Annotated in this window: 22 protein-coding genes; 9 read left to right on the top strand and 13 right to left on the bottom strand. The window is 38.8% G+C overall.

The window, feature by feature from the left end:
• Positions 1–264: 264 nt before the first annotated feature.
• Both REI64_RS01235 and REI64_RS01230 read right to left on the bottom strand, forming a co-directional pair.
• The gene (locus tag REI64_RS01235; RefSeq protein ID WP_308848260.1) at positions 265–1,362 is read right to left on the bottom strand and encodes a hypothetical protein; all 1,098 of its coding nucleotides are present in this window, start codon (positions 1,360–1,362) and stop codon (positions 265–267) included.
• A gap of 106 nt (positions 1,363–1,468) precedes the next feature.
• Positions 1,469–2,254 (bottom strand): sigma factor-like helix-turn-helix DNA-binding protein, encoded by a 786-nt coding sequence (locus REI64_RS01230; protein WP_308848259.1) that lies wholly within the window; start codon positions 2,252–2,254, stop codon positions 1,469–1,471.
• 864 nt (positions 2,255–3,118) lie between these two features.
• Here REI64_RS01230 and REI64_RS01225 point away from each other — a divergent pair.
• Positions 3,119–3,409 carry a hypothetical protein gene (locus tag REI64_RS01225; protein ID WP_308848258.1) on the top strand — a complete coding sequence of 97 codons (291 nt, stop codon included), beginning with the start codon at positions 3,119–3,121 and terminating at the stop codon, positions 3,407–3,409.
• 129 nt (positions 3,410–3,538) lie between these two features.
• Here REI64_RS01225 and REI64_RS01220 read toward each other — a convergent pair whose 3' ends face one another.
• From REI64_RS01220 to REI64_RS01195, 6 genes are all read right to left on the bottom strand, one after another.
• The gene (locus tag REI64_RS01220) at positions 3,539–3,832 is read right to left on the bottom strand and encodes a hypothetical protein (protein ID WP_308848257.1); all 294 of its coding nucleotides are present in this window, start codon (positions 3,830–3,832) and stop codon (positions 3,539–3,541) included.
• A 155-nt stretch (positions 3,833–3,987) separates the two neighbouring features.
• The gene (locus tag REI64_RS01215) at positions 3,988–5,580 is read right to left on the bottom strand and encodes a DUF6119 family protein (RefSeq protein ID WP_308848256.1); all 1,593 of its coding nucleotides are present in this window, start codon (positions 5,578–5,580) and stop codon (positions 3,988–3,990) included.
• Between the two features lie 32 nt (positions 5,581–5,612).
• Positions 5,613–6,800, bottom strand: coding sequence for a DUF4236 domain-containing protein (locus REI64_RS01210; protein WP_308848255.1), 1,188 nt, complete (start codon positions 6,798–6,800; stop codon positions 5,613–5,615).
• A 12-nt stretch (positions 6,801–6,812) separates the two neighbouring features.
• Positions 6,813–7,817, bottom strand: a complete 1,005-nt coding sequence (locus REI64_RS01205; protein ID WP_308848254.1) for a DUF4407 domain-containing protein — start codon at positions 7,815–7,817, stop codon at positions 6,813–6,815.
• Positions 7,818–7,819: 2 nt separating this feature from the next.
• The gene (locus tag REI64_RS01200) at positions 7,820–8,398 is read right to left on the bottom strand and encodes a hypothetical protein (protein ID WP_308848253.1); all 579 of its coding nucleotides are present in this window, start codon (positions 8,396–8,398) and stop codon (positions 7,820–7,822) included.
• A gap of 423 nt (positions 8,399–8,821) precedes the next feature.
• Positions 8,822–9,031, bottom strand: a complete 210-nt coding sequence (locus REI64_RS01195; protein ID WP_308848252.1) for a hypothetical protein — start codon at positions 9,029–9,031, stop codon at positions 8,822–8,824.
• 100 nt (positions 9,032–9,131) lie between these two features.
• Between REI64_RS01195 and REI64_RS01190 the strand changes: the two genes are divergently transcribed.
• Entirely contained in the window at positions 9,132–9,641 is a 510-nt protein-coding gene (locus REI64_RS01190) for an SH3 domain-containing protein (protein ID WP_308848251.1), read from the top strand.
• Positions 9,642–9,694: 53 nt separating this feature from the next.
• Here REI64_RS01190 and REI64_RS01185 read toward each other — a convergent pair whose 3' ends face one another.
• Both REI64_RS01185 and REI64_RS01180 read right to left on the bottom strand, forming a co-directional pair.
• Positions 9,695–9,841, bottom strand: a complete 147-nt coding sequence (locus tag REI64_RS01185; protein WP_308848250.1) for a hypothetical protein — start codon at positions 9,839–9,841, stop codon at positions 9,695–9,697.
• 75 nt (positions 9,842–9,916) lie between these two features.
• Entirely contained in the window at positions 9,917–10,951 is a 1,035-nt protein-coding gene (locus REI64_RS01180) for a hypothetical protein (RefSeq protein WP_308848249.1), read from the bottom strand.
• Between the two features lie 341 nt (positions 10,952–11,292).
• Between REI64_RS01180 and REI64_RS01175 the strand changes: the two genes are divergently transcribed.
• The 7 genes from REI64_RS01175 to REI64_RS01145 all read left to right on the top strand — a co-directional run bounded on the left by REI64_RS01175 (position 11,293) and on the right by REI64_RS01145 (position 17,284).
• Positions 11,293–11,493 (top strand): hypothetical protein, encoded by a 201-nt coding sequence (locus tag REI64_RS01175; RefSeq protein WP_308848248.1) that lies wholly within the window; start codon positions 11,293–11,295, stop codon positions 11,491–11,493.
• Between the two features lie 67 nt (positions 11,494–11,560).
• The gene (locus REI64_RS01170) at positions 11,561–13,291 is read left to right on the top strand and encodes a tetratricopeptide repeat protein (protein WP_308848247.1); all 1,731 of its coding nucleotides are present in this window, start codon (positions 11,561–11,563) and stop codon (positions 13,289–13,291) included.
• An 8-nt stretch (positions 13,292–13,299) separates the two neighbouring features.
• Entirely contained in the window at positions 13,300–13,965 is a 666-nt protein-coding gene (locus REI64_RS01165; RefSeq protein WP_308848246.1) for a response regulator, read from the top strand.
• A gap of 133 nt (positions 13,966–14,098) precedes the next feature.
• Complete coding sequence (locus REI64_RS01160; RefSeq protein WP_308848245.1) at positions 14,099–14,500, top strand: hypothetical protein; 402 nt, start codon at positions 14,099–14,101, stop codon at positions 14,498–14,500.
• A gap of 3 nt (positions 14,501–14,503) precedes the next feature.
• Positions 14,504–15,772 (top strand): hypothetical protein, encoded by a 1,269-nt coding sequence (locus REI64_RS01155; protein ID WP_308848244.1) that lies wholly within the window; start codon positions 14,504–14,506, stop codon positions 15,770–15,772.
• Between the two features lies 1 nt (position 15,773).
• Positions 15,774–16,682 carry a hypothetical protein gene (locus REI64_RS01150; protein WP_308848243.1) on the top strand — a complete coding sequence of 303 codons (909 nt, stop codon included), beginning with the start codon at positions 15,774–15,776 and terminating at the stop codon, positions 16,680–16,682.
• A 104-nt stretch (positions 16,683–16,786) separates the two neighbouring features.
• Positions 16,787–17,284 (top strand): hypothetical protein, encoded by a 498-nt coding sequence (locus REI64_RS01145; RefSeq protein WP_308848242.1) that lies wholly within the window; start codon positions 16,787–16,789, stop codon positions 17,282–17,284.
• Positions 17,285–17,360: 76 nt separating this feature from the next.
• On the opposite strand, the gene REI64_RS18285 is transcribed toward REI64_RS01145, so the two are convergent.
• From REI64_RS18285 to REI64_RS01135, 3 genes are all read right to left on the bottom strand, one after another.
• Positions 17,361–17,648, bottom strand: a complete 288-nt coding sequence (locus tag REI64_RS18285) for a hypothetical protein (RefSeq protein ID WP_375141987.1) — start codon at positions 17,646–17,648, stop codon at positions 17,361–17,363.
• Positions 17,649–17,794: 146 nt separating this feature from the next.
• Positions 17,795–18,052 (bottom strand): hypothetical protein, encoded by a 258-nt coding sequence (locus REI64_RS01140; protein WP_308848241.1) that lies wholly within the window; start codon positions 18,050–18,052, stop codon positions 17,795–17,797.
• A 79-nt stretch (positions 18,053–18,131) separates the two neighbouring features.
• Positions 18,132–19,310 (bottom strand): tetratricopeptide repeat protein, encoded by a 1,179-nt coding sequence (locus REI64_RS01135; RefSeq protein ID WP_308848240.1) that lies wholly within the window; start codon positions 19,308–19,310, stop codon positions 18,132–18,134.
• Between the last annotated feature and the right edge of the window lie 513 nt (positions 19,311–19,823).

Genomic DNA, 19,823 nt, shown 5'->3' with positions numbered 1-19,823 from the left:
CAAGTAGCCTCTTTTATATCAAAAAATACAAAACAACTCCTTATGCGAACAAATTACGTTCAGTTACAGGTTCAGATTAACCAAACTTAGTGAGTATCAGCGATCTCACCCTGCGGCTATGCAAGTAGCCTCTTTTATATCAAAAAATACAAAACAACTCCTTATGCGAACAAATTTTGTTCTGTTGCATGCCAGCTAGATCACGCTAAGCTTAGTGAGTACCAATGATCTCACCCTAGGGTTGTGCAAGCAACCTCCTTAAATTTATTCTACAATTAATTGTATGCCTGCTTTTACAGCTTTGTAGCTTATCTTCTCTTTCAAACTATAGTAACTCCAGTTCTGCAATAAGAAATGATCTTCTTTGGCTAGCTCTTCCTTGGCCTGCTGATTAACCAATAGCAGCGTAGCCGCATTATGTTTAATGCAAAAATTAATCAGCATTCGGCTATACACATGCAGTTTATAATCTACATAGCGCTTTTCTTGTTGTTTATAGTCGTCCAAGCTTTTCATCTTCCTTTTTCTGCCGTGCCCACCCCTATTAAAGCTCGCCCCCTTCTTTACCCGATAGATAGCAGCTTGTATGGCCAAACGCCTATGCAAAAACTCTTCCTTACTGCCAATGGTATAGCTATATTTCCCAATCTTAACCACCACCGGATGTTCTATGGACAGCGAAGCTTCCGCAATAACCGTGGGATCTAACTCATGTTGCGCTTTCTCCATTTGAATGGTGGCCAATAGGAATACTTTGCCCTGTGTGATTTGCAAGTGACTGGCACGAAGCTGCAGTGCTCCAGTTCTTAATCGATCCATCACTATCTTTTTGTCAGAGCGGTCTCTGCCCAAGTAAGTTCTAAAAGGAATTTTAAAGAGCTTAAAACGATAATTCCTACCATCGGGCGTAAGCGTAAATTTAGTAATAGACCGTCCGCTAAATGGTATTGGAATATTCTTCTTATAGTTTCTAAGCGACTTCTCCCCCTTCCAATAAGCCGCTTTTTCCTTACTGAAGTACGATAGCAAACTATGGTTAAGGTTAGCCATCATGTTCATAGGTACCCGACCTTTGAAATGGCTAGCCAATACATGGTAGGTGGTACCCTCTTTTGATAACGTTAATATGCCATCTTCATCCTTCTTCTTGTCGCTTAACTTTAGCTTGATGTCTTCGGTGAGGTAGAAAAAATCTTTTACCTGCTCCTGTATAAACTGATGGCTTATGATCATATTAGCTGCCTTAAAGCAGATGTTTTGCCATTGATAGAGTTGAGCTTTGGCCTCTTTAACTACTTCAGCATCCTCGCTATCTATAAGGAGTTGAATTTTGCGGGTAATGATGATGGTTTTAGTTTCCATAAGTTTAGCTTGAATTTCATTTATAATAGATAATAACTCATTTTGCCATGCACACTGTCTTTCCTGCCCTCATGCCGGGCATTGGCACTCCATTTTTTGGTTCTGTTTATTTTTCCTTCTTAACCTTTGTCATCGCATTTACAAAAGTCCTTTGGATATCGCCTTGGGGTAAGTTCAGCTCCTTGGCGATTTCGGCAAAGCTGTAGCCCAAAGTATAGCGCATGCGCAAAATTTCGGACTGTTCTTCGCTTACATCGCCTTGGAACGTGAACTGGCTGTTCTTAACGGTACCCAGCTTCTTCGTATCGGAAAGGATGGCTTTCAGCTCCTTCAATATTTTTTCAACCTTTCGGGCTACCTGATGATCGGAGACCCCACCAACATGCCAGGCAATACGACCATAGTCGAAACCATATTTCATGCACAAACGCACAAACAATTGCTGGTCTAAATTAAGGCTGGGGATCACCCTTTCTACCTGCGCCCATTGCTCTTTAAGCTGTTCATCTGGTGCCTGCTCGTAAAGCGCTTGCTCTTCACTTTCCAATCTCGGATCAAAGCCTGCCATCCAATCTTGGTAATCATCTATCTCGTCTAAACGCAACATACTACGCTGAAATTGATGGTTAGCCGTCTTATAAAAAGCCCTGCAACCATCTGCAATCAACTTCCTCACAAATAGCTCCAACTGTTCTACCACTTCCATCTGCTTCCTCGCTAACCACAACCTTAAAAAAGCTTCATTTACTATGCAGTCGGCATTTATATCGTCTTTGATATATCTAAAGCACCAGTAATATAATTTAGGATACCATAATTGATAAAAGAACGTCAAACCCTTTTCGTTTCCTTCCCTAAACTGATCAAAATTGAGTGCATAATTTCTTTTCATAATAGGTTCATTTTTTTGCTGGTTAATTTTGATTAATTGTGTGCATTAAAATGCTCAACGAGTGCTTTCGCCTCATCTTACGGCGCCACAATGAGCCTAAATTTATTGTTGATTATCTATTTTGTTGGTTGGTTTGAGCATACTTCTCCCTTGAGGCTTTTAGCCTTATTTTTCCCGAAGCCTCCCCCCTGCCGTCATTGCTCTTCAAACCTAATGTCATCCTGCCTGTCCCGATATCATCGGGGAGCGTGTCGAAGGATCCAAGTTAATTAGCACTATCCTTCTGCATCATGCGTCATCCCGTGCTTGATACGGGATCTTAATGCAATAGGCAGACATTCCCCTTTAGGGGAGTTAGAGGAATTACACCGGATTCTTCGGCTTCAAAGCATAAAGCCGATCAAAAAGATAAAACGATACAGGTTTGGATGTACGTAAAGAAAGGCCAAAACATTGGCTGCACTGCCTACTGCGACGATAGGCTTTTGAAAATTGCGTTAATTGTTTTCTTTCCATGCTCGTATTTGATTATACGAGTCTTGGTGGCGAATAGCCCAAACAATATATGTGGGACTACATACCGTAACTACATTAAAGTTTCTGAGGCCTTACGTTGAAATGGATTTACAGCAGTCCCACATCTATTTCGATGTACAAATATATACATCTACATATAGATATGGGCATTAATCTGCTGTCTTGCTTCAACGGCCTCAGATTTTGTAGTTGCAAGACTCTTATTAATACCTAATTATTAAACGAATATAAAAATTAAAGTTTAGATATTATAAATTATTCTTTATATAATATAATTAAAAACATCAAAAATATAAAGTACAATCATCAATAACTAAGTTTATTGAAATGATTACTGTGAAAAAGAAATCGGAAATAACAAACTTGGGAAAATTTCTATTTAATAAATCAGCAAATAAAGCTGCGATTTATAGAAAAACAGGAATAAGTGAAACAAGATTAAGTTTGCTTTCTAATGACCCCTCAACTATACTTACCGCCCAAGAAAGCTATCTCATAGCTTTAGCAATGGAAGTAGAGCCTGGAGAACTTCAAAAGCAGATTTTTAAAGACGTTAAGCTAAACACTATTGCGGAACAAGAAGCATTAGCAGCTAAAAGTAAGAAATCAAAAATATAGTCCTTATAAAAAGAAGAGTGTATAAGCCGATAAGCTTTTTGGCTAAAACCCTAATTTATTTCTTGAGCACCTAAATGTTAGAAGACGCCATATAAACGTATTTGGATGGCGTCTTCGATTGGCAACATATTAAACTAATGCTTTGTTCCAATTTTGCGCTACAAAATCATTTAGCTCATTACGCATAATAATACCCCTAGCTTGAGGGAGCCTAATTAGTTTTTCAACTTTCTGAAAACTTTCTTTTGTTTTGGGCACGTTATAGTCATTTATAAATGCGTTGCAAAAATATACAACTTCATAACGTTCTTTTTTACTTACTCTCTCACGATCACGAATGGCCGTATAATTCGGATTGTCACCTTTAGTAGTGGTATTCTCATAATCATTGTTAATCAGATCATTTTCATCGAATTCATTCATAAAATATTAGTTTAAGTTTATAAAAAATGTTTCTCTTTGTAAGCTATGGAGATCTGGATAACTACTAAGAGCACATATATAGTTCTGAGAAATTTATTTAGGATTAAAATAATTATAATTATCTAAATTCAAATCATGAAACAGCATCATAACTTCTAAGGAAGATCAACATATGTAAGCCTGCACTCGTGCCCCATCAGTTCTAAAACATTTTCTGCTATATCTCTAAATGATACTTTGCTAAAAAATGGTATGTTCTTCTTCTGCTTCTTTCCAAGTACCACGGCGAATAATATCCTAAACTCTGAAGGTACATATGGCTCATTAATCACAACAGTCTTACACCCTTGAGTAGTAAAATGCTTCCGAAATTCATCACGGCTTTTCAAATCCTGTTTGAGAAGTTGTGCACTAAACGCTCCCTGTCTAAACAGGTGACTCAGAGAAGGCGAAGATTTACCCATTTTTACGTGGATAAATGTTTTTTCTTTTACATCGAATACATCACAAGCTTCGTTTCTGTCTTTTCCTAAACTGAAAGAGCTAGATTTCGGGCTCCCTAAATCAAATAAATAACTGTCTTTTATTGCTTTACTGATTTCTTCATTATAAATACTTTCCTTGATTTTGCTTTTTGATGGTCTAGGCAAACTATGTGCACTTAAAATCCTTTTCCCATAAAAATCTTCTACTTCATCGAAAAAAGAAGATTCTACAGCATACCAACTTCCTTCCGAAAGTATGTACTTTTTACCTTCGAGATCAGTTTCCCAAGACAGACACCTTTGAAGTGGCCAATCCTGTTCCTTCTTTTGTGTATCGCTTACTAGATTGACTTTGAACTTATCAAGATTTTCTAAAGAGATCTCTTTGATCGATGTCCCTACACTGTTCTTCCAATCCAGCATATCTGGCATTTCGAAAGTCTCTTTTTTATCGATTCGCTTACCATCGCCTGTGGAAAAAATAAAACCATTGAAATCGAAAATCATTTCATAATAAACTGGTGGTGAAAAAAACATGTCTTCGAATTTTCCGTATTTTAACGCTTTAACTAGCGTTTTTGTAAGCTTTTCAATTAGCGATTTATCCCTGACCATAGCAATATTATCAATCCATGGATAATCAGTTTTGTAGTGTGTTGAAGCAAAATGCTCTAATACCTTTTTTGCCAAGGATTTAAGCTTCATAAACCCTTCGACATTTTTTGACAATCTCAAACTATCCTTTCCTTCCAATGCATCCCCCAGCTCATGATTTTTCGGCAGCTTCCCAACTATCCCCCGCAGGATATCCTTCTGCTTATTAATGCCAAAATCCTCTGGAGTTGATCCTGTCACTGCTTGTTTCTTTGTTTTTTGCGAATTAGTTTCCGGAGTAGTGGTGTCTATCTGTCTAATTTCAGCCTTCGGAATGCAGTTGATGGCAGTCTTCAGACCGAAATTATATTCAATTTTAGTTAAATCGAGTAAATGTAAGCCCATTCCCAAAGGTATTGCGAGCAATCGGTTATCAATCTTTAGTACAATTACGGCATAAGAAGAGGAATTCTTAAAAGGCTTTGTACTAACTTCAAAATTTTCAGAAAGATAATTTGCCCAATCTGGAGTGCTATTTTGACTTGCTCGATAAAATAGGACGGCTTCGTCCTTTTCAACCATAATTAACCTATAGCTCTTCTTGAAGATCTGTTTAGGTTCTTTTATATTATCCTTGATAAGATAAATAGTAGGCTTTATTGATGTCATAAGATAATTAAAGAATATCTGGATTTTTTGAATTAGGATTGCACAACATTTACTTCTGGAACATATTCCAATTTCAACAAACTAATTTGATACTCTAAAAACTCTTTATTAAAATTTGCAGTATTGGCGTTGCTACTAAAGAGGTAACGTTCGTTCAAGCCTGTATTTGTTCTCAGCTCTATGTTACCATAACCCGCAATTGGTATTTGGTAATTGTTCTTGAAGCGTCTATCCGGCTGCCCATTCTTGTTTACCTTAGCCCAAGTTTTATCTACCACCACCGCATCTTTCGGCACGCATTCGTCTTCAATAAAGCGTGTAGTGCTATAGCGCAAGTCTAGTTCATTGTAGCCAACTATAGCAAAATGGTTTTTATTATTCCATACCACCACAAAGTTTGGGTAGAAATACAAATCGGCACCATTAGCATTCTGCCATAGCATAGCTGGCGTTGTAGACTTGATTTCTGGCAGGGATGCTAGCTTAAACTTTACTGGGCGGCGCACGATGTTATAAGCTGCCGAAGAACGGGTAGCAAACTGATCGTTGGCATGAGAAGAAGTAATATCCCAAACTTTTTCCATACGGCATAGTTTCCCAAACCCATTAACAACCTTTTCGTACTGTAGGCGCATTTCTTCATCAAAGTTAAAATCCAGCTCAACTGTACTAGCTCCTAATTGATGATCTATGGCTTGGATGGTTCTTTTTTGTTCAGCAATATCTACCTTCAACGCCAAAGTCCTTTCCTTCATAAAGAAACCGTACAATAAGAAATAGCTCAGTACCAAACTGGATTGTGATTTCTTCCACTGTAACAATACAGACAATCGATCTTTCGCAAGTTCTTTCCGTTGTTGATGGGCCATCAGAATAGTATCCTTGATACCCTGCATGTCGCTAGAGGTAATCTGATTGGCATCTAAGCTGAATATATTATCGAACACAGTTGGTGTATTGATCAAGTGATCTTCCTTCGGATAGCTATTGGGAACAGTATTTACAGCAGGAGTTACCGTTGCGTTTACTCTTGGATTGCCCGATATTCGCTGCCTATCGTAGATACCCGTGCCGGGAATACCGGTGTTAAGGTATGTTCCATTCGGCCCAATGTTTACACTTGCACCCCTTACGCCAATAGTGGTGCTTATTCCTTTTCTGCTAATATTTAGATGAATACCAGGGATGATCTTAATGCGTTTTCTAAATTTCCAAGCCATAAGATTTAGTTATTAAAGATTTTGAGATTTCATTAATAATTGAATTTTTTTATTGTGAACAGCCATTTGATGCTGTATTGCCATATCGTAATCCGAATCGCTATCGCTTCGTTTACTGATTAGAATTAGCAATTCCAAAAAGAGCAGGAACAAAAACCAAATGGCGTATACCACAATTGCAATTGAAGATTCTGAAAGCAACTGCATCATCATATTCAACTCATCTAAAAAACCTATTTTACTTCCGACTTCTACTTCCAATTCGTTACGTAGATCGAGCAGCACTGCCTCTTTCTTAGTTTTTTGCACAAGCAGTGCAGCCATTTGCGTATCTAGTGGTGCCAATTGTGCATACTTTGGATTTTGAATCGATTTTAGGTTGGTGGTCTGTACATTTTTCATCACCACTTTAGAAATAGTACCCTGAAGCGTATCCCTTGAAACAGTTGTAGTTGGAACTTGGCTCTTGCTAATTTCCACAATCTTAATTGTTGGATTGGCATTGATATCTGCCAATAAATTAGCTCGCTCTATTTCCTTTATATGTAAGGTAGTATCTAACTCTTTTAATTGCCTTATCAATTCGGCAGACCTTAGCGGCATAAGTTGATTAACCTTTTCTTGATTGCTTTGCATTTTTGCTTTCTCAATATCATCCTTAAAAATGATCTGATCGATTACCAAGGCACCAATAAAAGCCATGAGCACCGCAATGGTTCCCCTCACCCACGCCATACCGTTACTAGACTTTTGTACCATAAGTATTTGTCTTTCAATTTGCAACACAATAATGGTAGCTATTAGAGCTCCGAATAAACTTTCATAGGGACCTAACTTAATGTATCGATTACAAAAGGTGTAACCTACAAAAGCCCAAATAATACTAATAATGATTAACGCAGCGGTATATTTTTTCACCTTACGTACCGCAACCTCACTACAATTACTTAATAGATTAAAATCATAACCTGTGAGAAAGCAACCAAACTTAACCCACCACCTTTGAAATTTATTCATGGCTAAAAACGTTTAAGAATGGAGTGATGTGATATGGCCGATAGCCCATTTTTAAACCCTCGGGTATAACTAATGATCATGCCTTGGCTATCGCCTTTGTTATTGGCAGCATCGCTTTCAATTTCTAGCACTTTTACCATGTGGCTTTCGGCAATGGAGCGTTTCATTTTCAGTTCGTCCACAATATCTACCAGACCACTTCTCGAACGACTGTCTATATGAAAGTCTATTTCCCTAGTAAAATCCTCGTAAAATGTTTTTACTCTCCGAATTGTTCTTTCTAAATCATTTTTCAGCGCCAGTATATTTTGGTCCAAATGACTTATATCTGGGTTCATGAGCGCATCTTCATACCCCTTAGTTTCGTGGTTTCGATCGAGGAAATTGAAAAGCTGCTCGATATTACTTTCTATTTTAAAGGAGTTAGCATTAACATTTTTTTCTTCCACCTGCTCTTTTTCTATAAAAAGACGTTCGGGGATTTCTGTAGTAGTTTCTATTTTTGGGGCGGCTGCGCCCTCAAAATTTGGCTCATTCCCTGCTGAATTAAGCTTACTTTCATTTCTAAAAAATTTCCACATTTTGTTATAAATAAATGATTGGTACTTTGTATTTGTTATGGCCTTTTTGGTGGCATTTCTCGCATAGAGTGATCAACAGTTGATCTGGATAGTCCCAAGGAAATTTAAACTTCTTTTCTGCTTTCAAGTAGTGATATTGCCTATGGTGCACCTGAAGTTCTTCGCTAGATTTACATATTCGACAAATGCAATTGTCTTTTTGCAGTATTTCTTCGCGTTTGTTACGCCATCTTTTGTCAAAAAGCAGTCCGCCATAGCTACCATGAGTAGGCTCTTTTCGGTTTTCATCGGGTTCGCTCCGTATATCTTTTGAATTTGTGGGCTTAAATCGGCGATACATATTAATAATTTGCTAAATCTCTCGTCAACAAATATTAATTTTCTCTACAAGCTACTTTTACGGTTTTCCGTAAAAGCCAAAAATCAATCACATTTACACTCGCTTCTTTCTACATAGATTTTATTACCATTACTGTTGTTATAAAAACAACCGCCTTTGGGACCAATATAAAGTTGCTGTCCTGAAGAATTTTTGCCACATGCCCTATCGCCCTCGATTTCGGGTGCAGTACTACTTTTGGTACAAGCCAACAGAGCCAATCCCAAGCTTATGATATAGATGTATTTTTTCATAAAGCCAAAATAAGTACAGCAAAGATTGGAACCTTACGGAATACCGTAACATGACAGGTTGGGCTTAGATTAACTTCGCAATTCACAAAAATAAAAGACAATGAAATACCTTTTATCGCTCATGGGCATTTGCCTTTTGCCAATTTGCAGCTACGCACAAAGCGTAGCTGGCACCAAACTAAAAGAAGAAGCATTGGGCAGATGTACCGGATCAGCCTATTGTTCTGCTTGTCGCAATTGTTCACGCTGTGCACATTGTAGTAGTGGCGGTACTTGTGGCGTATGTGCACCATCTACAGCTTCATCTACTGATTATTATCCTAGCAGAAGCACTAGCAGTAAAAAGAAAACAAAATCTAGCAACTACAGCAATAAAAGAACTTCGAATCTTTCAGGAGTTGTAACTTCCAAAGTTATGGGACGAGATTATCTAGAAGTGAATGCAGGTGAGCTTAGCCTACGCAAAGGGCCTGGCGGTTCTTACGCTGTGGTAGAAAAATTGAAGCGTAAGCAACGTTTGTTATTCATTAGCAAACACGACCAATGGACAAAGGTTAAGGTAGTTAGTTCGGGAAATATAGGTTATTGTAGTACCGCCTACATTCGCTAAACTATATAATCTAGATCAAAAAAAGGCAGCATTACGAAATGCTGCCTTTTTAATTACTTCGAATCTCCAGGTCTGTGCTTGTGTGGCTTCAAATCCGGATGCTTAGGTTTTACTTCAGGAGTTACCCTCCTTCTCTTGTCTGGTGTGCCATCATCCTTTTTAGGTTTTGGACCTGGTTTAATTGCTTCAATTTTTTCCATGATGTTATCTTTTAGCATCAAATTTACTAGCAAGTAATTTGGCTCCTATACGTTTTTCCGTAAGAGTACAACATATTATAGTGAGCTAGCTTTTCCGTTTCTTTTTGCATCGATCTCATTCTTATAGATCAGATCACTCAAACGGCTTAATCTTCGTCCGTGGATTGGATGGGTTCCCTCTACTGTAAAGTAATCGAAATTCTTTTGGTGCTTCAGGTACCATAATTTACCAATGGAGCGCTCGGTAATGGTGTCGGGTTCGGTAATCAGCCTAAAATTATCCAACAAAAAGGTATCAAGTCCCAGCTTTTTGCTTTCCTTTGGCAGCTTCTCATTGCAGGCAATAGCAATATAACGATCGTTCTTCCAGTACATACATTGTTTTCCATTTGGAACGCCTACCACTAATTCTTTTACCACAAAGCCTAAAATTGTTGCCGAGAGCACCAGTAATGGCATCCTTACTTTATTGCCAACGCCATTCTTCAACCAGAAAAATCTGCCCTTTTTTCTATTATGATCATCTGCACCAAGTTCTCCTATAGACGCTTCACTATTTGGCTGCTTTTCTTCAAGGCTTGGTTTTTCCGTATCAGCTGTTTCTTCATCCTCAACAGGCGCCAACAACGTCGACATCACAGTCCCCCCCTCTTCATTAACCTGCTTTTCAATTTCCTCTACTAATTCATTTTCATTAACCAAATCTTCCAGCTCTTCAGTTTCTGCAGCATCTTTCTCTTCTGTTTCTTCTAAACTGTAATCCTTGCCAAATATATAAGGCCGTTCAAAATCAATCAATAGTGCTGCAAGGTGAACTTGCTTATCCTCTGGGTTGGGCGTTTTGCCTTCTAAGAATTTAATCACAGGCTTAAACTTGCCTATATCAATTCTATTAACCGCTTTGGCATAAGCTGCCACTTCATCTTGATGATTAAAGAACATCTCTAAAATCTGCTCATCTTTTCTGGCATCGTAATACTTACCTAGATATTGGATCAGATGGTCCCTAATGCCCGCCGGCGTAGGCTTCCGCAACCTGATCGGCAGTTCGCTAGCATTCTTTTTCGATAGGTAGTGATGTAGTACGGCTTGCTTATAAGTCGAGAACATAGCGTCGGATTTTGCACGAAATTATCTCGGAATATACGGAATTAATTACGGTTTTCCGGAATATTAGCGGAAAGAATGGAAAGACCGGAACCGTCTTGCCTACAAGTCTTTAGCACACCACAACTTTGTATTCGAAATCGCCAGCCAAAGTGTACACATACTTGGCAAACGAAATCTCTAGAGCCGCGAAAGGCGGAAATAGGAACTGAAGGGAAGCAGCCCTTTTTTCCGCCCAAGTAGCTCAAACCACCTTCCCAATAAGCGGCGCCGCTTAAACATGCAGCAAGCTATCGAATGGTTCGATAAGCCCTGCCATTGAGCAAAATTTAAAAATTAAAAAAATGTTTTTACCTCTTTTTATTGCCATATTATTGGGCTTGGCATCCCCTGCGCAACAAACTTGCGGAAACGGAAATACTACAGTACATGTTAACAACACCGACCCTGAAGGTACTCCAGGTGACCCAGAAAACGGTGGAGAAGACGGTGATGGCGGAGGCCATAATGGTGACAACGGTACGATCAGGCCTACAAAACCTTAATCAAATTCCGTTCAGGCATACATGCGAACGGTTTCTAAACCGTACATTTTTACAAGACCGTGCAAATATGCACGGTTTTGTTTATTTTGGTCGAAAACAGGAAAAATTGAAACGCCAACTCGACTACTATTTACTACTGGTCATCCTCGTCCTTAATTCCTGCGGGAGACCCCAGGAAAAAATTAGCGAAACAACAACCGACTTGACATCCGATTCGCTCATTGTCATTGCCGACCGCCTTTGGGACAAAGGAAAACTGGACAGCGCCTTTCTAGTCTTCGGACAGGCTCGAGAATTGGCTATCAAGTATAGAGACAGCTTTAACCTCGCCAATGCTCTGGCCAATATGGGCATTTTAGCTAATGATCAGGGAGATAGTTTCAATGGACAAGAATATTCCATAGAGGCACTACGCTACCTAAACCCTAATAACAAAAAACATCATCGTTGTATCCTGGCCAACCTAAACAACCTTGGTATCACTGCCTATGACCTTAAAAAATATGAAGATGCCATTGATTTCTATGGCCAGGCCATCCCATTCGTCAAAGACAGTTCACATCTCCATATAACCAAAAACAATCTGGCCAATGCCTATCGGCAAAAAGGTAATTATGCCATGGCCATCAAACTATACCAAGAGGTACTAGGTAAAACCTCCTCTGCACAACACAGGGCCAGAACGCTCACCAATCTTGCCAAGGCACAGTTGATGCAAAATCCTAGTTTCAACCCCGCAACCGACTACCTGCATGCGTTACAGCTACGAAAGAAAGTCGGCGACCAATGGGGCCAGAACTCCAGCTACTCTCATCTTACCGACTATTATCTTTTCCGTAGACCGGATTCGGCATTATATTACAGCCAGCTCATGTATCAGCTTGCGCTAGAACTGAAAAACCCGGACAACGAACTTGAAGCGATTGGAAAACTGGCAGAATTAGATCCTACTAAAAGACTGAGCTATTTTAAACGTTACCGTAAACTTGATGACAGTCTTTCTTCTGTTAGAAGTGCAGCCAAAAACCAATTTGCACTAATCCGCTACCAAACTGAAAAACATAAATCCGACAAACTGAAGCTCGAACAAGAAAACGAACACAAAAAAGTGCAGATCGAAAGAAGGAATGCGCTGTTAGCACTAGCAGTGGTGACCATTTTGGCCATAGGTGCCATCTCAGCCACCATCTACCGACATCGCAAACGCAGAATGGCCGAACAGGCGGAAAAGCAGATTAAGGAAAGTAAACTGAAAACCTCAAAAGAAATACATGACGTGGTAGCCAATGGTCTTTACCGTATGATGTCTGAAGTAGAATATAGCGAATCTATAGATAAGCCAAAACTCATTGGCCAGATTGAAAAGCTATACAATCAATCTAGACAAATATCACATGCCGTTTCTGCAAATCCAATGGATTTTATAGAACGGGTGGAGGAACTGATCCTTTCATTTTCGAACCACGACACTAAAATCCTAACGGTAGGTCTCGACGAAAAACTAAATACCGAACTAAACGTAACTGTTAAAGATGAAATAATATTGGCCATTCAAGAGCTATTAGTCAATATGCGCAAACACAGTAATGCCAACCAAGTGGTACTACGTTTTGCACTACAAGAAAAACAATTGGAAATACAATACCGCGACAACGGCATTGGTCTATTGGATGAAAAGAAAGATGGTACCGGTATCCGTAATACGGAAAGCCGTATTGCCGCACTAAAAGGACTTTTTATATTTGGCAACCATGGGAATGGAGGTGTGCAAGCCACAATCCGAATTCCATTAACCTAAGAAATAATATGCTCGAAAAAGTACTAGTGGCAGAAGACCACCAAAACAGCAGCAAAGCTGTAACAAAAATAATTGAAGAACTGGCTATACCATTGTGCCACTATGTGTATTACTGTGATGACGCCTTTACTCGTTTAAAGAATGAACTTAACTCTGGACGGCCGTATGACTTATTAGTTACTGATATTTCCTTTATCGAAGACCATAGAACACAGCAGCTGAAAAGTGGAGTAGAACTGATTATTGCAGCTAGAGAAATCCAGCCACAGCTCAAGGTCATTATCTTTTCGGGAGAAGATCGTACGGCAAAGATCCAGTCCTATTTCAAAGACCTAAAGGTAGACGGCTATGTGCAAAAAGGCCGTACAGACGCTATTGAACTTGAAAAAGCGGTAGAAGCTGTAGCCAAGGGACAAGTTTATATGCCACCAGGAATCAGGGAAAAGATTAATCCATCACATAGTCATCAGTTTACAAACTACGATGTTACCGTACTTTCTTTACTAGCAGAAGGAAAAAAATTACAGGAAATACCTGATCTCCTTGTTAAGCTTAATATTTCCCCTAGTGGAAAGAGTTCAATGGAAAAACGTCTCAATCACATTAAGACTGTACTCGACTTTAACAAGAACGAACAGTTAATTGCATTCTGCAAGGATATGGGCATTATTTAGCCCAATCCTTTTACCACAACACAGTTATTTAGCTGTTACGGTTTTCCGTATAATTTTAAGGTTTACTCCTTTTAGTTTTGGATTTATAAACAAACAGAGTGGCTTACCGCCATTATAACCCAACAGACGAAAAATGGAAAACCAAATTACCGCCACGCTGCAGAGCCGTTTTCTGAGGCTCTATCAAATGGCTTGTGCCGATGAGAACTTTGATACCCCTGAGATGAAACAGCTTTATCTGTTTGCAGAACAGCGTGGTGTAGAAACCAATCAACTTGAAAAAATTCTCACCGATCCATTGGCCAGAATTTCAATCCCCAGCACTAGAGAAGAAAGAATAGAATATCTATATGACCTTTCAGTAATGATTTGGGCTGACAAAGAAGTTACCGAGGACGAGTACAGCACGCTTCAAAAATTTTGTCGACGCTTTCAGTTTGAAGACTCCAATGTAGATGGTATCTGCGCTTTTCTGTTAGAATGTGCCCAACAAGAAATGTCTCTTCCCCAAGTGTTAACTAAAATCAAAGATTAAGCCATGGAAGCAATCAACAAGTTATTCTCCCTAAAGAAACAGCTACCTTCAACGCAACAAGATGCCGAAAATGAAAACGACGAAGTTCAAGTTCGTATCAGTTATTATCAGAGTGGTTATGGTGCCTCGCAAAAAGCTGCTGGAAAAGCGGTGACCTTAAAAGCTTGCCTGCAAAATGTATACAGCAGTTTCGAGGAACAATGTCGTAGGCTAAAGGAAGAGCAGCATAAGCTTAAACAACCCTATATCCAAGATAAAGCTAAACAAGAAGGAGAACTTAGAAATGCAGAGACGGCTCTTTCCATATACCAAGACAAACTGCAACAGCAAGATCTAAAAATAGAAGCTATAAAGCAAGATATTGAAACGGTACGTAGCAATCCAGAAAAACATGGTGTAACTGATACCAAGCAACCACATGCATTATTCTATATTGGTTTACTGTTATTGATCCCTATTACGATCTATTTGTTTGTTTTTTATATTTCTGCTACCTACTCGGCCCTATTTAAGGTCTTTTCAGACGATAGTCTCAGTACAGCAATTTTTGACTCACAAGCCCTCAATAATGCGTTTAGCGACAGTTGGCTAGAAGGTGTTTTAGTGGTTACCATTCCAACTGTTTTCCTTGGCCTTGGATACATCATTCATATGATGCAAAAAGGCAAGGGAATTAAAAACATCATGAGGTTAGCCGCCCTATTCCTCATCACCTTTTTATTTGATGGGTTATTGGCGTACCAAATCGAGAAAAAAATCTATGATTTCAACAAAACACCGACTACCCCGCCTTATAATCTTAAGGTAGCCATTGGAGAGGCAGAGTTTTGGATGATCATCTTCGCTGGATTTGTAGTATATATCATCTGGGGATTAGTTTTCGATTTTGTAATGAAAGAATATGAGAATATTGACAAAATCAAAGCTTTCATTAGGAACAAACAACAGGAACTACAACGTGTGGGAGAAACTCGTTTACAAATTTCAGGAGACATAGAAAACACCAAGCAACTGATTAGTACTATTAAAGGCAAAATCGAAGAACTACAGAATAAAATTGATGGATTCATTCTCAATGTAAAACAGTATCTACATTACCACAACCAATATGTTGAAGGCTGGTTTCAAGCTATTAATGGAGAATTAGCACTTCCTGACCCTAGAAAGAATGAAATGCTTACCGAATGCGCTATCGCCGCAGAGGAGCACCTTAAAGAACTCGACTTGTTAAAGCCTCAGCATCAACATTTAATTTATTCCAAAGTATCTTAATATGAAAAAATATTTTCACTTAGTTCTGCTTGCAGCTGCCCTCATCATCTTAACTCTCGCAAATAGCTGTAATTCAGAACCTCAAAAAGCTGCAAAACAAACGGCCATTTCAAATCAGAAGCATGCAAAAAATCTTAACTTAAGTATTTTTCTTGACCTTTCTGACAGGATAGACCCAAAGAAGTATCCGAGTGAAACAATGGAAATCTATCAGCGTGACTTAGGCTATATCAAAAGTCTGGCGGAAGCTTTTCAAAACCATGTGAACAAAACAAAGATCAGTAGTATGAATGAAACCATGCAGCTCTTCTTTGAACCTGAGCCCAAATCGAAAGAGATCAATGACCTCGCCAAAGAAATGAGATTTGTGTTTGACAAGTCTACAGCTACACCGGATAAAATAACTAGTATTACGCCCATTTACGCATCATCTGCTGAACAGATTTATCAAGTAGCTCTAAAAGAAAACAAGTTCATTGGAGCTGATATTTGGTCGTTCTTTAAAAACAAGGTGAAAGATCAATGTATATTGCCAGAGCATCACAATGTATTAGTTATCATAACCGACGGCTACATGTACCATCAAGAAAACAAATTGAAGGTAGATAATAAAACATCTTACCTCAATCCCGAACTAATCAGAACCGCCCAACTAAATCATTCCGACTTTGCCCAACGCATGGATGATGCAAAAATCGGTTTCATTCCAGCCACCAGTGGCCTTCAAGACTTAAAGGTTTTAGTGATCGGCATCAATCCGCAAAAGGGGAAGGATTTTGAAGAGGACATAATCAAAAAGTATTGGGCAGATTGGTTTATGCAAATGGGGATAACAGACTTCCAAATTAAGGGAATAGACCTACCCACCTACATGGATACCATCATCAAAAAAACACTCTCGAATAAATAAACAGTGGCACGTTCTTACTGAGCGTGCCTTTAAATCCTTTTAAAAAAATGCTTAAAACATATAATCGACAATCATTTTTTAATTTTCCTAAATTGTATGTCGCTATGCTCGCCGTTATTTTGGTCTCTTCTTGTAAGAAAAAAGAAGATCAACCTAATGAAGAGGTCTTTCCTAAATATAGCTATGAAGTAAATTGCAATTATTGCGACATTACATACACCGATGCTTCCAATAACACTAAAACATTGAAATCAAATATAGGAAACTGGAGCTACGAATTCCCTGCGAAAGTTAGCTTCGAACTGAAACTGAACGTTAAGACTACGCTTTCAGCCTATCAATCTATCTCGGCTTACATTCTAAAGGACGAAGAGGTAATTTATGGCAACCTAGGATACAATTCCGCTAGTATTTCATACCATACTATAAACGGTAACGGTAGTTCAAGTTTTGGTCAATATATAGGATCAGGTTCCAGTGGAGGAAATAGTGGTGGCGGTTCTTCCACTCCTACCTCTACTGTGTGCGGCGCTAAAAACAAATCAGGTGGATACTGTAAACGAGTGGTTGCCGGAGGAGGTAAATGTTGGCAGCATAAATAACCTAATTCAGGATATTTAACGTTAAAATGTGACTTTTTCGCCCATTTATTATTGATAAACCTTCGGTACAATGTCACTACCAACCATATGCCCACCTTATTGGTGTCAATTTTCTGATCAGATTGTTGCCCAAGTCGGAAAACAGGATAGAGCCATCTGATGCCGCGTAAATTGCAAAGGGATTGGTTAATCTCGCCCAATTCGCATTCTTCCAATCCCCATTTTCTTCACCCCATTTATATCCTGCTATAGTATTAATTTTCTCATCTGCCATGGTAATTTTAACCCTTTGGTTGCCAAAATCTGCGATATAGATATTCCCTTGGCTGCCTACACAAACACACTTACTCCTTGTCTTTTTTATCCGAAACTGGTCGGTTTTTCCTACCCTTGTTCGGTTTGTGTTCGGTACTTGTTCGGGAAGCCTTCGGTAAAATGGCCTTTTTACCGAAGAAGCACCGAAGCAGGTACGAAGCTGAACCCTAGAAATTATCTTTTTGTATTTGTCCTTTATTCCAAACCTCTGGTTCTTAACTCCTTTTCTACTTCCGCCATTAAAATCTTATCATTTTTTGAGTTTTTGATAATCAGATAGGCAATTAATAAAGGAAAGAACGTAAATAGACCAAAACCATTATTTAAGGCGCTGTAACAGAAAATACCGATAGTAAAGCCAACAATTGCCGCATTGATTATTTTACCATTTTTGAGTTCTTTATGCTTCTTTAAAAGCTCTTCATTGTTTAATTCTGTCAGTTCTTTTTTCATTAGTGTTTTTCATTAGGGAACGAAAAATTTTCGTCTTTATATCAGCTTAAAGCGAAAGATGTTTCGCCTGTACCGTAATTTAAGCTTTATAAATTGCCGTTTCTGCTTCTTTAATCAATTCGTTAATGCCATGAGTTGTATGGTCTAATTCCTTCGCCTTTTTGAACAGATCTATAGCTTCGACATGCTCACCTCTATCTAAATGATAGATACCCAAGTTACGATAGCCGTAGGCATTATTTTCATCGAGTGTAAAAGAGTGCTTGATATCTTCCAGCCCTTCTTCTTGTAGACCGGTTTTGATCTTCGATAGGCCTCGATTATTATAGGCATAGGCAAAGTCGTTATCTATTTCAATAGCTTTATCAAATAAGGGGATGGCTTCTTCAAATTTGTTGAGCAGGTTTAAGGTATAACCCTTGTTATTTAAAGCATATTTATGTTCGGGGTTTAGCAATAAAGCTTTCGTATTATATTCAATTGCGTTTTGATGCTCATTGATGTGAGCATATGCCAGTGCGACGTTAGAAAAATCATCAGCGTCCAAGGTGTCGGCTTTTGTAAATTCGTCGAGCCAAATACTTGCTAATTGGAACTTTCCTGTCTGCAGGAACGAGATAATGGCTAATCTATAAATATCAGTTTCTTTGATACCTTTTTCTAACATTTCATGAAATAAAGCCCCTGCTTCCTCATATTTTTCTTGGTTGTATAATTTAGCAGCTGTTTCGTAAGTAGCAGGTAACTTTTTAAAATAGTAGAGCTGCTTTAACCTATACCCATCATTGTGCGCAAAACTACCGTCGTAAAGCGCTATTGGCTTAGCAGAAGGCTTTAAGTTGACAAATAGATCGAAGATAGCTGAGCCGAGAAAGATGATGAGTATAATTTTGATACTACCATGTAAGTCAAACGCGAAAGTAAAGTAACATGCAATTGACGCTATAATTAAAGACGCAAGTGGGCCTGCTAAAATGAAGATGATACGTTGGCTATAGGACATATCCGCAGAAGAAGGGACACAAAGTCCGGCACGCCAAGTAAAGGGATTGTATTTAGACCAAAACTCTAACCGTCCAATATTAAAATGTAAACTCTTATTTGGATCGCCGTATGAACCTAGATAGATCGCTACCTTTCCTTTGGTCATTAGTAAAGCAGGTACAGCGTGCCCCAGCTCATGAAATAAAACGGTGAATGGCCTAATGATAGCTAAAATTAGCAAAAATGAGAGTAAAATGAGCGGAAAATATTCCATGATAATTGTGAGCGTTTTAGATTGTTGTTTGGCTTATGCTAATTTAAAGGAAAGATTGGGATTATGGAAATGGTTTTTTTGGGTTTATTGGTTCATTTGCTCATTAGTTCATTTGACAGCGTGGTTTAAACACTAACGCATTAAGATCCCCAATCGAGTTGAGGATGACGAACTAGGAATGGTTAATGGCTTATACGACGATGCAAGGTTTTACGTGTTTTGCACAAGCTTTTCTTAATTAAACCCGATTGCAACGGCAACTCCCGATTTTATCGGGACTATAGTGTAAAGCGGGACTAAAGTTGCTACAGGGTAGGGATATTGATTTCTTACTTAATATCACCGCTTTAAGATCCCCGCATACACGAGGATAAGGGAACTTAGGAACAGACTTTACAAATAACCTCACTACAACCACTGCCCTATCTCAACCAAAAAAAGCCCACCATTAACGCAGGTGGGCTTCAATTATCGGTTAGCACCGATTTATTATGGCGGGCTTAAAGCTTTATA

It is taken from the genome of Pedobacter sp. (genome assembly GCF_031119335.1).
Classification (GTDB): Bacteria; Bacteroidota; Bacteroidia; order Sphingobacteriales; family Sphingobacteriaceae; genus Pedobacter.
This window is presented reverse-complemented; position numbering and strand designations above follow the sequence as displayed.

What these genes read in the sequence shown, in the direction of transcription:
- REI64_RS01235 (WP_308848260.1), bottom strand. Translation starts at nt 1,362, where the DNA reads ATGGAAACTAAAACCATCATCATTACCCGCAAAATTCAACTCCTTATA.
- REI64_RS01230 (WP_308848259.1), bottom strand. Translation starts at nt 2,254, where the DNA reads ATGAAAAGAAATTATGCACTCAATTTTGATCAGTTTAGGGAAGGAAAC.
- REI64_RS01225 (WP_308848258.1), top strand. Translation starts at nt 3,119, where the DNA reads ATGATTACTGTGAAAAAGAAATCGGAAATAACAAACTTGGGAAAATTT.
- REI64_RS01220 (WP_308848257.1), bottom strand. Translation starts at nt 3,832, where the DNA reads ATGAATGAATTCGATGAAAATGATCTGATTAACAATGATTATGAGAAT.
- REI64_RS01215 (WP_308848256.1), bottom strand. Translation starts at nt 5,580, where the DNA reads ATGACATCAATAAAGCCTACTATTTATCTTATCAAGGATAATATAAAA.
- REI64_RS01210 (WP_308848255.1), bottom strand. Translation starts at nt 6,800, where the DNA reads ATGGCTTGGAAATTTAGAAAACGCATTAAGATCATCCCTGGTATTCAT.
- REI64_RS01205 (WP_308848254.1), bottom strand. Translation starts at nt 7,817, where the DNA reads ATGAATAAATTTCAAAGGTGGTGGGTTAAGTTTGGTTGCTTTCTCACA.
- REI64_RS01200 (WP_308848253.1), bottom strand. Translation starts at nt 8,398, where the DNA reads ATGTGGAAATTTTTTAGAAATGAAAGTAAGCTTAATTCAGCAGGGAAT.
- REI64_RS01195 (WP_308848252.1), bottom strand. Translation starts at nt 9,031, where the DNA reads ATGAAAAAATACATCTATATCATAAGCTTGGGATTGGCTCTGTTGGCT.
- REI64_RS01190 (WP_308848251.1), top strand. Translation starts at nt 9,132, where the DNA reads ATGAAATACCTTTTATCGCTCATGGGCATTTGCCTTTTGCCAATTTGC.
- REI64_RS01185 (WP_308848250.1), bottom strand. Translation starts at nt 9,841, where the DNA reads ATGGAAAAAATTGAAGCAATTAAACCAGGTCCAAAACCTAAAAAGGAT.
- REI64_RS01180 (WP_308848249.1), bottom strand. Translation starts at nt 10,951, where the DNA reads ATGTTCTCGACTTATAAGCAAGCCGTACTACATCACTACCTATCGAAA.
- REI64_RS01175 (WP_308848248.1), top strand. Translation starts at nt 11,293, where the DNA reads ATGTTTTTACCTCTTTTTATTGCCATATTATTGGGCTTGGCATCCCCT.
- REI64_RS01170 (WP_308848247.1), top strand. Translation starts at nt 11,561, where the DNA reads ATGCACGGTTTTGTTTATTTTGGTCGAAAACAGGAAAAATTGAAACGC.
- REI64_RS01165 (WP_308848246.1), top strand. Translation starts at nt 13,300, where the DNA reads ATGCTCGAAAAAGTACTAGTGGCAGAAGACCACCAAAACAGCAGCAAA.
- REI64_RS01160 (WP_308848245.1), top strand. Translation starts at nt 14,099, where the DNA reads ATGGAAAACCAAATTACCGCCACGCTGCAGAGCCGTTTTCTGAGGCTC.
- REI64_RS01155 (WP_308848244.1), top strand. Translation starts at nt 14,504, where the DNA reads ATGGAAGCAATCAACAAGTTATTCTCCCTAAAGAAACAGCTACCTTCA.
- REI64_RS01150 (WP_308848243.1), top strand. Translation starts at nt 15,774, where the DNA reads ATGAAAAAATATTTTCACTTAGTTCTGCTTGCAGCTGCCCTCATCATC.
- REI64_RS01145 (WP_308848242.1), top strand. Translation starts at nt 16,787, where the DNA reads ATGCTCGCCGTTATTTTGGTCTCTTCTTGTAAGAAAAAAGAAGATCAA.
- REI64_RS01140 (WP_308848241.1), bottom strand. Translation starts at nt 18,052, where the DNA reads ATGAAAAAAGAACTGACAGAATTAAACAATGAAGAGCTTTTAAAGAAG.
- REI64_RS01135 (WP_308848240.1), bottom strand. Translation starts at nt 19,310, where the DNA reads ATGGAATATTTTCCGCTCATTTTACTCTCATTTTTGCTAATTTTAGCT.